The sequence below is a fragment of the Halobellus sp. genome (genome assembly GCF_042218505.1).
In the GTDB taxonomy this organism is placed as follows: domain Archaea; phylum Halobacteriota; class Halobacteria; order Halobacteriales; family Haloferacaceae; genus Haloquadratum.
Map to the genome: position 1 here is coordinate 1 of NZ_JBDGQZ010000031.1, position 12068 is coordinate 12068.

Here is a 12068-nt window from a genome sequence, read left to right on the forward strand (position 1 = left end):
CGTGTTGTTGGCAATAGTAGCCTGCGTCCCAGAAAGTAGGACGGCCTGTGGGTAGCCTCCTCCGTCCGGGGCGGCCGACTGATTGAACGTGTTGTTTGTCACCCTGACACCGGTCGACGCCTCTGCTCTGATTCCGTAGTTCGAACTGCCGGAGATGTTGACCGTGTTGTTCCTGAACGTCACGTTGTCAGAACCGCCAAGAAAGATTACCTGACCGTTGAGGTCGAACGTGAGGTCGCTGACGGTGCTGTTCGGTCCGACTTCAACCCGAGCGCTACCGGCGACCACCGTCGGGGAGACTCCTGATGCGGCGGTGACGGTCAGATTATCGACCGAACTTCCAGAGAATGCGCTGTAATCCGCGGCGCTTTGTTGAACGACCACTGTGTCGCCGCTCGTCGCATTGTCCACCGCTGCCTGAATCGTGCCGTACTCGCCCTCCCCTGAATCGTTATCGACGACCAGCCGACCATCGGAGTTGGTCTGACCGTTGACTGCACCACCTTCGAGAGCAGAGAGGTCGCCACTCGCCCCTGCCGTTAGATCGATATCAGTCGCTACTGCGCTGCCACTCCACGCGAACAGCCCGATTAGAGCAATGGATAGTATAAGCATCACAAGACCGCGCTCTGTCAACTGCCATTTATCATCACGCATTACCAAGAGTATATCTAGTAGTCTTAACATTTTGATGCCGATATTAATAGGCGACGTGACAGTACATAGTATCAATATAGTAACTATAGCATTTCCCCGATAGACGATCGAGGTCTGTCCGTCCACTTTCTCGTTCGGCAGTGTAGCATTCGTCTTCCAAGCGCTCGCGACAGAACGCGCGATTTGGGAGGGAACAGCAGCATCGGGTGGAAATCATTCTTTCGATCAGGTATCGACACGAGCAGGCAGCTATAGTAGCGTTTGCAACTGATTGCACAGCCGATCGCACGCAGTTGTGCAATCGAGTGAGCGAATATTTGCAAACGCTACTATAGTGATTACCCTCGTCTCTTCGCAGTGATCACCGCGAGCGGGGACGACGATCACCGGTAAACAGTGAGAGTAATCACTATCTCCCCGTTATGATCGTCGGTTGGACCGTCGTCGTTCGCTCGCTTCGACTTGTGGTGACCGCGTCTGTACTCTGTTTTCAATCATATTCGCCGTGACACTCATTTCCAAACCACAGTCCGTCAGGTGACTCTCTCGCCGGGTGCATCACGCCCCGTTTGGTCCCGTCTCCACGGGGGCACAACTCGTGTGCCGTGTTTACGTGTGACGAACCAGCGAGGAAGGCGAAAGTACGTCGGGGCCTTAGGTCTGTTATGGACTTACTCCGAATGCGGTGGCGCGACGCGCTGTTCGCCCACTGGGCGGTCGGTCCGGACGTGATCGACCAGGCGCTTCCGGAGGGACTCGACGTCGCCACCTACGACGGCGACGCGTGGCTGGGCGTCGTCGGCTTCGTGATGGAGGACATCCGCCCGCGCGGTTCGCCGGTCGGACTCTCGTTTCCGGAACTCAACCTCCGGACGTACGTGACGCGCCCCGGGAGCGACGAGCACGCCGTCTACTTCTTTAGCCTCGACGCCGACGACCGCCTCGGAGTCTCTGTCGCTCGCTCGCTGTTCGAGCTCCCGTACTATCGTGCCAAGATCCGCGTGGCACGCGAAGACCACGACGAAGTGCCGGAACTGACGATGCGAAGCCAGCGCGATCACGCGGGCGTGGCTCCGGCACGGTTCGAGGCGTCCTACCGACCGGCCGGTGAGCAGTTCACCCCCGAGCCGGGGACGCTCGAAGCCTTCCTGACCGAGAACTACCGGTTCTACACCGCGGGCGACGGCGACCTCTACTACGGGAACATCGACCACCAGCCGTGGCCGCTGCAGGAGGGGGAAGCCGAGATCGAGTCGAACACGCTGTTCACCGCCAACGGGTTCGACGCGCCGGCCGGAGCGCCACTGCTGCACTACTCGCCAGGAATCGACGTCACTGCGGAACGGCTCACCAGAGTATGAATCGGAACAGCAACACAGCGGACGTCTCAACAGTCGCTCGACTGGGATCGCCGGGTTTCAAGCGCCGTGGGTCCCTCCCGCTATCTATGGTACTCGACACCGTTATGCGGACGCTCCACACCGTCGTCGGAGCGCTGTGGGTCGGAAGCGTCGTCTTCGTCGCCTTGGCCATCCTCCCGAGGGCGGTCGACGGCGCGCTCGACGCGGCCCCGCTCGAGACGATCGCCGACCAGCTCGTCTATCTCTCGCGCGGGTCTTCGGTTGTGATGCTCCTCACCGGCGGTCACCTCGCCGGCACGGGGTACACGATCAGCAGTCTCACCGGGAGCAGTCGCGGCCACCTGGTGCTGGCGATGCTCGTCCTGTGGCTCGTGTTTACCGCGCTGGTCGAGATCGGCCGGAGCCGGCTCGTCGACGGTCTTCAGGAGAAGCGGGTCCGCACGCCAGCCACAGAGGTGACGACGCTCTTTCGTGTGGCCTCGGTCGTCGGCCTTCTCCTCCTCGTCGACGCCGGGTTGCTCTCCTCGGGAATCGTGTTGTACTGACCACCGATGAATCGTCTCCATCCCCGCGTCCGGCTGCTATGGGTCGCCCGCGCGCTGCTCACCGCCGCAATACTCGGTGGCGTGGCCGCCGGCGTCCAGTTCACCGTCGCACCGCCGTGGCTTCCGGGCTGGACGCCCGCAGCCGTATTTGCCGTGATGGCCGCCCTCGGCGTCACGACGTCGCTTCTCCGCTATCGGATCTGGCGCTACGAGGTCCGTGAGGATTCGCTGTATCTCGAACGCGGCGTCTTCACTCGGGTCAGGACCGTCGTGCCATTCGTCCGCGTTCAGCACGTCGACACGTCGCGGTCGCCGACGGAACGCGTCGTCGGCCTCGCCAGCACTGTCGTGTACACCGCCGGGTCGCGCGGGGCCGACGTGTCGGTTCCGGGCCTCGCGTACGACGACGCCGACGGCCTCCGCGAACGGCTCAAGCGACTGGCGATCCGTTCGGAGGGCGAAGACGCTGTCTGAGATGGCCCGGAGCCTCTCGCCACTGTCGGTCCCGTATCGCGTCTTCCAGCGGGGGAGCGGTATCGCTATCGCGCTCCTGTTCGCGCTCGGTGGCGGGTTCAACCTCCCTGTCGTCGGGGCCGCCGGCCCGGTTGTTATCGCAGGGTTCGGGCTGCTCGCAGCGACTGCGTTCATCAGTTACGAGGTCGCGTACGTCAGTCGGTTCAGTTACGAACTCACCGCGGACACGCTCGACATCGACTCCGGCGTTCTCTCGCGACGAAGCCGAGAGATCCCGCTACGGCGGATCCAGAACGTCGACATCTCGCGGAACGTGATCCAGCGCGTGCTCGGTATCGCCGTGGCCTCATTCGAGACCGCCGGGGGTGGCGAAACCGAGGCCGAACTCCGATTCGTCTCGTTCGAGGAAGCGAAGCGTCTCCAGCGGGAACTCGGCCGGCTGAAACGCGGCGACGAGACGACCACGGACGAGGACACAGACAATGCAGCCACCGGGCCGGAGACGACCGAACTATTCGCGCTCGATCGCGGCGAACTCGCCCTGGTCGGCGCGTTTTCTATCGACCTCCGCGTCCCGGGGCTCCTGTTTGTGGCTGCCTCCACGCTCGGCACGACCGTCGTCCCACAGTACCTCACCGGCGCGACGGGCGTGGCCGTCGTCGGACTCGGGGTCGCGGGCGTAGTGCTGCTCGCGCTCGCTTCCTGGGTCGTCGGCGCGGCCGCGTCGATTGTGGAGTACTACGACTTCCGTCTGGTACAGTCGGGCGAGGAACTCCAGTACGAACGGGGGCTCCTCCAGCGCTACGACGGGTCGATCCCATTCGACAAGGTGCAGACGCTGACAATCCGGGACAACCCGCTGAAGCGGCACTTCGGCTACGCCACGCTGTACATCGAGACCGCCGGCTACGGCAGTGGCGGCGACGGCAGCGGTCGGGGCTCTGAGGCGGCGATCCCGCTGGCCAAACGCGACCGCATTCTCGACCTCGTCGATGAACTCGAACCGGTCGGCGACGTCGACCTCGAGCGGCCGCCCAAGCGGGCGCGACGACGCTATCTCGTCCGGTATCTGTTCGTCGTCAGTGCGCTCGCCGCCGGCCTCTACGGGGCGCAGACGTTCGTCTCGCCCTCGATTCCGTGGTGGCCGCCACTGGGGCTCGCACCGCTCGCCGTCTGGTACGCACACGCGACGTGGAAGCATCGGGGGCACTGGCTGGGCGACCAGCACGTCGTCACCCGGAACGGGGTCCTGCGGCGGGAGACGAAGGTCGTCCCGTACTATCGGATCCAGACGGTCATCGACTCCCGGAACGTCTTCCAGCGCCGTCTCAATCTCGCCACGGTCAATGTCGATACGGCGGGATCGCTCTCGCTCGGGGGGCAGGACGCCGCCGCGGTCGATATCTCCAGTGAGCGGGCCGACGAACTCAGGACGGGCCTCGACGAGCGACTCGATCAGGCCGTCGACGCCTACCGGGCTGGCCGCGCGGGGATCGGCCTCGAAACGGGATCACTGCAGGAGGAGTTAATCGGTCTAGACGGGGTCGATGCAACAGAGACGAACGGGCACGTCCCGGCGGCGCCGGACGAGAGCGACGGGCCAGCGCCGCCGGACGGCGAGCCTGCGGTCGACTCCGACGGCCACGACGGAGCGGTGGAGGACAAGTAGGCCGGGCGAAATCGCGACCGAGCAGCGGGGAGTGGAGCGTCCAGGCTGGCGGCCACGAGCGAGAAGCGAAGAACGGGTTGTCCGGCCGAGGATGCCGATTGCTCAGTCGTCGGCAGCGACGGGCGCGGTCGCGGGTTCAGGTTCGGTCGATGCCTCGCGCTCGGCGAGCCCTATCCAGGAGCGTTCCTCGTCGTAGTGGAAAGCTTCGTGATCCTGCGTGGGATCGACGACAGTCAGCGAGAGCCAATTGTTGTCGAGTAACTCGACGAGTTGTGCGTGTTCCGAGAGAATCTCGGTCACGCGGTCGACGGGCGCGTGGACGACCGTCGAGAGCCGGAGTGGCTGATGGTACGGTTCGTCGTCCGCCTGCTTCAGGGACTGGAGGGGCAGGCCGCGCATCAGGTCACCGCCGTTGCCCTGGTAGACGCCGACGTTACCCACCGGGTTCTGGGTGACTTTCGACCCGCTTCCGTACGCGGCGGTGTCGACCGTCGCGAAGTAGTACTGGGCGTTGATCCACTGGGTGACGACCATCGGCCCGGTCAGGATCGCTTCGAGCGCGTCGCCCTCGGGGTCGGTCTGCCAGTCGTAGGAGTGGAGAAACGCGCGGCCGTTCAGGTCCACGTCCGCAGTGAGATCACGAGGGCCGACGACGAGTCCGGCGTTGCCGGCGAGACCCCATTCGGGGCGCGTCTCCGCCCAGTCGGCGGCGCGGCGCTCCGTCTCGCGTGCGGGATCCGACGCGTCCGCATCCATCGACGCCACGCGCTCCGCCGCCGCCGATTCGGCGGCCGTCGCGAGGTCGCGCCGAAGCCGATCGAGGTCTTCGGCGTGGCTCTCCGGGGTCGAATCGACGAAGAGTTCTACCTCGTCAGTCGTAGTGTTGTGCTCGCCGGCGACGAAGACGGTGTCCTCGGGGATATCGATTCCGCGCGCTTCCAGGGCCTCACGCACTGCGTCGTCGTTGCAGATGGTTGCGAGCACGCGAGCGTTCGGGCCACCAGGACTCCCGGCGCAGGCACCGCAGTCGAGGCTCGATTCGTGAGGGTTGTTGGTCGTCTCGCTGGTGTGCCCCGCGAACACGACGACGCGAGCGAACTCGTCCCAGCCCATCAGTTCGAAGGCCGTCGCCGCATACTCGACACGCTCGTCGAAGGTCAACCCCGAAGGGAGGCCACCGTCGGCAGCGGTACCGGCCCCGGGTTCGGCCTCGTGGTCGGGATCGAGCAGCGGCCGGCAGAACTCCACGGGGTTCGGAATCCGCTCGTCGACTGCGTCGAACACGTCGTGCACGCGCCCGGGGAGGAGCGTCCGGGCGGTGAGGGCAGCCCCGTAGCCGCTCCCGGCGGTCTCGACGAAACTGAACGCGGTCGCGGCGTTCGACTTGAGCGATTCCACGAGATGCTCGGCCGCCTCGAATCCCGCCGTCCACCGCGCGTGGTCCTCGTGGCGGTGGTCGTGGTCGTCGCTCGGGCGGTCCGCGATCCGATGTTCGGGATCGACGATCGGCGGGCACGCGTTCGTCCCCGTGGCCGCGTCGTATCCCTCGTAGCGCATCGGAATGCCGAAGAAGCCCGCGTAGCCGTACGTCTCGTAATCGCCGGTGGACTCGACGTGGCGACGGATGACCTCCGAGCGCGTGTCGATACAGAAGACCATCTGTGCGTCTGGCCGGTCGCGCTCGTCCTGAAGAGTTGCGCTCCGCGCTGCGACGGCCTCGCTCAACTCGTCCCGGTACGTCGCCTCCCAGGCGGTTAAGAAGGCCTCTGCGGGCGGGGCGGCAGCCGCTGATTCAGCAGCGTCGACAGGATCCGGTGTCTCGTGATCGCTCACGTCCGTCGGAGCGATCGGCGCGCCGAAGGCAGTTACGAGCGCCAACCGGACGGCCAGATAGCCCGGGACGGTGATCGGGTACGCGGACTGCCAGACGTCGCCGTCCTCGACGCGCTGTCTGATCAGCCCCGTCCAGCCGGGGAGCGCAGTCAGATGGTGTTCGAGAATCGACGACCACTCAGCCTCCGAGTACTCCGAAAGATGGTCGGCGAGGGCCTCGATCGGATCGTCGGGGAGATCGGCGACCGCGCCGTTCGGAATCTCGCTGTCGTGCCGTGCGACCGAGCGAAAGGCGCTGTAGAAGCCTTTCGACCGGTCCGGCATCGGCCACTCCGCGCCGCCCTGGTCGAGGAACGCCGACAGCCACTTCGTCAGGACGTGATCAACGTGGTCCGACGACGTCGCGGAATCGCGTTCCTCGGCCGACTCCTCCGACGCCATCCGGTCCAAGAGCGTCTCGGGGTCGGCATCGTGTCCGTGACGGTTCAACTCCTCGCGGAGCACCTCGCTTTCGATCCGACCCGCTTCCCAGGCCCGACGGAAGACCGCAGCGCGCGGATAGCCGTCGGCCCCGAACAGCGATTCACCTCGCGCCACCGCCTCGTGGAACGGGCGGTCCTCGAACCCGGCGAGCGGGTTGGCCGTCACGAACGAGTGGAGCGGCCAGACCCGACCGACCGCCGTCGATGCCTGCTCGATGCTGTCACGGATCGCTGTCTCAGTACTCATTGTAGTCCTCCGTCGAAGTCGTCATCGTCGTCGTTGGCGAGCGTGAGGCGTTCAGTAGTGCCACGTACAGACGCCTGCTGCGCCGGTAGACCCCGGTATCGATGGCTACGTAGGAGCTCACGAACGCAACGGCGACGAGCCCGTGAACGGGCGTGAGCGTCGTTGCTGCGGTCACGATGGGGAGCCCACTCAGGACCGTCCTGATCGCGTTGTAGACGAGGCCGTAGAGGGCGACTGCCGGAAGCAACACCAGCGGGATGGCGGCGAGGCGGGCCGCGACCGGGAGATCTCCCTGTCCCAGCGTGGTCCGTGCCGCGTGCATCGTCGACACGACCACGATCAGGGTCAGCAGCAGTCCGGTGTCGAACTCGCCTCCTTTCCCAGTGGTCACGACGAACACCGCGCCGCCGGCGACAGCCGACACGGCCGCGACGGCGACGCCGACGAGGCCGAGGGAGTCACGTTCGGCCGCTGCCGACGGGGCGGCGCGTTCGACCCGGCTCCCCGCCGAGAGGAACTTGTAGGCCTTGTAAAAGCCGTGCAGGACGAGATGCGTGATCGCGGCACCGAAGAACCCGAGGCCCGCCTGCATCAACATAAAGCCCATCTGACCGACCGTCGAACAGCCGAGGCGGCGTTTGACGTCGGTCTGTACGGATTTCAGCAGTTTACCGCCCAGCGCGCTGATGGTCCCCAGGAGCACGATTGCCAACATCACGCTCGGTTCGATCGTCACAACGGGCGCGAAACGCAGGAGGAGGATTCCGCCGGCGTTGACGAACCCGGCGTGCATCAGTGCCGACGCCGGGGTCGGGGCCGTCATCGACGAGAGGAGCCAGGTGTGAAACGGCAACAGTGCGGACTGGATCGCCGCCGCCAGGACGAGCGCGCTGCCGGCGAGGAACACCGAGGGGCCGGACAGCGAACTGGTGGCCGCCGCGATTCCGGAGACCGTTGTCGCTCCGGTCTGCCACCACAGGACAGCGAGGGCGGTCCCGACCAGCGCGCTGCTTCCCACGAAGTACCGGCGGGCGAGTCCGGCGGCCGCTTGCGCCTGTGACCAGCCGCGAACGTGTCCGACCAGATCGGCCATCACGAGTCCCATCGCCAGCCACGCGCCGACGAACAGCGCGGCGTGGTCGGCGGCGGCCAGCACCATCACAGCCACGGTGAACCCGAAGATCCGGGTGAAAAAGCGGGTGAGGCCCGAGTCACCGGCCATATACCGACACGAATAACTGTGGATGATTCCGCTGAAGAAAGTCACGACGATCCACAGCAGGACAGTCAGCCCATCGACCGTCACGGCACCGAAGGCCTGCCACGGCGCGGTGCTTCCACTCAGGAATCGCATTCCCAGCACGCCGACACTCGCGACCCACAGCGCCCACACGAGTCGCGTGAGCACCGCCGGCGCGAAGGGCGTCGCATCCGCGGCCTCGCTCGGTTCCGCTCCGACCGTCGTCGACTGTGTCTCATCCGTCATACGTTGGCTCAGTGTTGGCCGAGTCCGTCTCGCAACCGGACACCCGCAACGAACGGAAGGCGGCCAACTTGACCTTATATAGAACAGAACGTGTATTAAATCTGTTTATCTGAACGAATTGTTCTTCAATTCCATATTATAGAACGTTATGTTTTTTCGCGTGATACACAGTCACACGAGCACTCGATCGACGGCAATGGCTCTCTGACGGTGCGAGGCGAGAGCGTTCGATAGACCGTAAAACAGCCGATAGCGACTCGAAGAAGCCGCTCCGTAATTGATGTCAGTGATAGTACCAGGCGGGCCGGATCCGACGTCGGCTACTCCCCCCCGAACTCCCCGAACGGCGTCGTCTCGTGGCTCCGGACGAGCACTTCGTCGGCGACGGTCAGCCCCATCTCCAGAAGTTCCTGCGCAACGGGGGTGATGTCGTCGTCGTCTTTGCCGACCACGGTGACGAGGAGGTTCTGCTCGCCCGTGACCAGTTCCTGCACGGAGACGACGCCGTCGATCGACAAGATTCCGGGGATGAGTTCGCCCCGCTCGGGGATCGAAGCGGTGCAGAACAGCAGCATCCTGAGGGGGTAGCCGGACGCCTGGTAGTCGATCTCCGCGCTGTACCCCTTGATGATGCCGTCGGATTCGAGCCGTTGTATCCGCTTTCGGACGGTGCTCCCCGAAGTTTCGGTCCGCTCAGCGATGTCCCCCGACGACATATTGCGGGCGTCTTCCTGAAGCGCGTGGAGGATCGCCTGATCGACATCGTCGACGTCGTCTTCGGCCATACTACATAATCTCGGGTTGCGAACTAAGATACTTCGGCTCCGTGGGCGTTTATTCCGTGGACCGGGCCCTCAGTCGCTCCGGGCTTGTTCTATCTCGCGCGTGAACGCTCGTGCGGTCTCGGTGATCGCCTCGAAGTCACCCGCGGCGATCGCGTCGGCGTCCATTATTGCGCTGCCCGCGCCGACGACGGCCGCGCCGGCCTCGATGTAGTCGGAAACGTTGTCGGCGTCGATACCGCCAGTGGGCATCAACGGGATCTGGGGGAGCGGTCCCGCGATGCTCGAAAGGTGTCCGGGCCCAATCGACGAGGCGGGGAACACCTTCACGACGTCGGCGCCGGCCTCGTAGGCGTCGAGCGCCTCGGTCGGTGTCAGGACACCGGGGGCGACGAGCGTCCCGTAGCGGTTGCACGTCTCGACGACTCCCGCGTCGAACGTGGGACTGACGACGAACTCCGCCCCGCGTTCGATGGCCCGTCGAGCGGTCGTATCTTCGAGGACGGTCCCCGCGCCGACGATTGCCTCGTCCGCCGAGAACGACGCCGAGACCTCCTCGATGAGCGCCATCGCGTCGGGATTGTCTGCGGTGATCTCGTAGGCCGTAACACCGCCGTCGTGGAGCGCCTGGGCCACGTCGATGATCGTATCGGCGTCTGCGCCGCGCATCACCGCGACGACACCGCTATTGACCAGCCGTTCGAAATCCGAACTCGGATGCGGAGTACTCATCTCGTCTCACCGTCGTCGGGGAGGCAAGATAAAAGCAGGCGACGCGAGGTGGCGGCACGGTCGGCCGGCAACAGGGGCGCGGGGTACACTCAGTCCGTCTGTGGGACTGCGTACGCGCCAGCAAGGAAGAACACGACGGCCAGCGCCGCGGCGATTAGGAGGTTCGGTGCGGCCACCGTCGTCGCGTCGGCATAGGTGACTGCTCGGATCCCACGAGCCACGTACGTCAGCGGTGAGAGGCCAAGTGCGGGCCGGAACCACGCCGGGAGGAGGTCGGGCGTGACAAACGTCTCCGAGAGGAATAGCAGCGGGAGTGCGATGGCGTTCGACGCCGCAATGACGCCGTCCTGGGAGTCGGCGACACGTCCGATGATGGCACCCATCCCGCAGAAGAGCACGACGCCGACAGCGACAAGCGGGACCACGAGGAGCGTCGCGGGTGACAGCGCCAACGCGGTGCCGGTGACCAGCACCGAGAGCACGAGCAACAGGAGCGCGGCGATGCCGATGACGACGACGTTCACGAGCGACTGTGCGAGCAGCCACTCGGCGCTGGAGAGCGGCGTCGTCGCCAACTTCTCGAACTGGCTCCCCTCGCGGTGGCGTGCCACTGTACTCCCGACCCGCGACAGGGGCGTGAACAGGACGACGACAGCGAGATAGCCGGCGACGTAGTACCCCTTCGGCTCGGCGAAGATGCCGCCGCCTGTCGGCTGGGTCTGGACCAGTGCGCCGAAGATCACGACGATGATGGCGGGAAAAAAGAAGGTGAAAAACACCGCCGTGCGGCGACGGAGAAACGCGTGCCAGGCCGCAGTGAACTCGGCGCGGAGTCGACCGAGGCGGGTCACCGGCTCTCACCTGCCATAGCGGGGATGGACGTCGACGACGCGGATGTGTCAGCACCCTCGAACGTTTTGCCCGTGAGTTCGAGGTAGACGTCCTCTAGATCCGGTTGCTTCCACGTCAGCGACTCGAACGAGAGCCCTGCGGCGTCGAGCGCATCGACGACGTCGCCGATGTCGCGCGGGCCGACCGCTTCGACGACCACCCGATCACCGCGCGTCGAAACTGAATGTGAGAGCGTCGCTGTGAGGGCGTCCGGGGGAGCGTCCGTCTCGACGAGGAGCCTGGACGCGCCGCCGTGGGTGTCCACGAGGTCCCGCGGCGAGCCGACAGTGACGAGGTCGCCGTCGGTGAGAAAGCCCACACGGTCCGCGAGCCGCTCGACTTCAGCCATCGAGTGAGAGGTGAGAAAGACCGTGGTTCCACCGGCGGCCAGATCTTCCAGCAACGACCACAGGGCACGCCGGCCGGCCGGGTCGATCCCGGTCGTCGGCTCGTCGAGCAAGAGGACATCGGGGTCGTTGACAAGCGCGATCGCGACACAGACGCGGCGCTTCTGCCCCCCGGAGAGTTCCTCGTACCACTGATTCGCCGGCTCGCCTTCGATCCCCACGTCCGCGAGCACCGCGTCGGAATCGCGGGCCGTATCGTACCGACCGGCGTACTGCGCGAGCAGTTCGCGTGGCGTGAGTCGGCCCGCCGGCGAGAACGACTGCGGGAGCAGGCCGATCTGCGACGAATCGACCGCCGACGGCTCCTGCCCCAGAAGCGAAACCTCACCCGTCACCGTCGTCGTCCCAGTGAGTGCGCGGACCAGCGTGGTCTTGCCCGCGCCGTTCGGCCCGACGAGGCCGAACACCTCACCGGCGGCGACCGAAAGCGAGACGCCGTCGAGCGCCATCACGTCGCCGTAGGATTTGTTCACGTCCTCGGCGACGAGTGCGACTGTCATAC

At 65.4% G+C, this 12068-nt stretch carries 11 protein-coding genes; 4 read left to right on the forward strand and 7 right to left on the reverse strand.

All coding sequences use genetic code 11. From position 1 onward, the window contains the following. Positions 1-657, reverse strand: a 657-nt coding sequence (locus ABEI27_RS09385) for a right-handed parallel beta-helix repeat-containing protein (RefSeq protein ID WP_375799140.1), incomplete at its 3' end; no start/stop codon positions are given. Between the two features lie 665 nt (positions 658-1322). Between ABEI27_RS09385 and ABEI27_RS09390 the strand changes: the two genes are divergently transcribed. The 4 genes from ABEI27_RS09390 to ABEI27_RS09405 all read left to right on the forward strand — a co-directional run bounded on the left by ABEI27_RS09390 (position 1323) and on the right by ABEI27_RS09405 (position 4706). Beyond that, positions 1323-2018, forward strand: coding sequence for a YqjF family protein (locus tag ABEI27_RS09390; RefSeq protein ID WP_375799141.1), 696 nt, complete (start codon positions 1323-1325; stop codon positions 2016-2018). 86 nt (positions 2019-2104) lie between these two features. Next, positions 2105-2563, forward strand: coding sequence for a CopD family protein (locus ABEI27_RS09395; RefSeq protein WP_375799142.1), 459 nt, complete (start codon positions 2105-2107; stop codon positions 2561-2563). Positions 2564-2569: 6 nt separating this feature from the next. Next, a complete protein-coding gene (locus ABEI27_RS09400; protein WP_375799143.1) occupies positions 2570-3037 on the forward strand; it encodes a PH domain-containing protein in 468 nt (155 codons plus the stop codon). Between the two features lies 1 nt (position 3038). Further along, entirely contained in the window at positions 3039-4706 is a 1668-nt protein-coding gene (locus tag ABEI27_RS09405) for a PH domain-containing protein (RefSeq protein WP_375799144.1), read from the forward strand. A gap of 102 nt (positions 4707-4808) precedes the next feature. On the opposite strand, the gene ABEI27_RS09410 is transcribed toward ABEI27_RS09405, so the two are convergent. The 6 genes from ABEI27_RS09410 to ABEI27_RS09435 all read right to left on the reverse strand — a co-directional run bounded on the left by ABEI27_RS09410 (position 4809) and on the right by ABEI27_RS09435 (position 12066). Further along, on the reverse strand, positions 4809-7268 hold the full coding sequence (locus ABEI27_RS09410) for a DUF2309 domain-containing protein (protein WP_375799145.1): 2460 nt from the start codon (positions 7266-7268) through the stop codon (positions 4809-4811). After that, the gene (locus ABEI27_RS09415) at positions 7258-8754 is read right to left on the reverse strand and encodes a proton-conducting transporter membrane subunit (RefSeq protein ID WP_375799146.1); all 1497 of its coding nucleotides are present in this window, start codon (positions 8752-8754) and stop codon (positions 7258-7260) included. The genes ABEI27_RS09410 and ABEI27_RS09415 overlap by 11 nt, the downstream gene beginning before the upstream one ends. A gap of 320 nt (positions 8755-9074) precedes the next feature. Further along, positions 9075-9539 carry an Lrp/AsnC family transcriptional regulator gene (locus tag ABEI27_RS09420; protein ID WP_375799147.1) on the reverse strand — a complete coding sequence of 155 codons (465 nt, stop codon included), beginning with the start codon at positions 9537-9539 and terminating at the stop codon, positions 9075-9077. A gap of 69 nt (positions 9540-9608) precedes the next feature. Then, positions 9609-10268 carry a bifunctional 4-hydroxy-2-oxoglutarate aldolase/2-dehydro-3-deoxy-phosphogluconate aldolase gene (locus tag ABEI27_RS09425; protein WP_375799148.1) on the reverse strand — a complete coding sequence of 220 codons (660 nt, stop codon included), beginning with the start codon at positions 10266-10268 and terminating at the stop codon, positions 9609-9611. A gap of 89 nt (positions 10269-10357) precedes the next feature. Then, positions 10358-11119 (reverse strand): ABC transporter permease, encoded by a 762-nt coding sequence (locus tag ABEI27_RS09430; protein WP_375799149.1) that lies wholly within the window; start codon positions 11117-11119, stop codon positions 10358-10360. After that, entirely contained in the window at positions 11116-12066 is a 951-nt protein-coding gene (locus ABEI27_RS09435) for an ABC transporter ATP-binding protein (RefSeq protein WP_375799150.1), read from the reverse strand. Before ABEI27_RS09435 ends, ABEI27_RS09430 begins: the two co-directional genes overlap by 4 nt. Positions 12067-12068 lie beyond the last annotated feature (2 nt).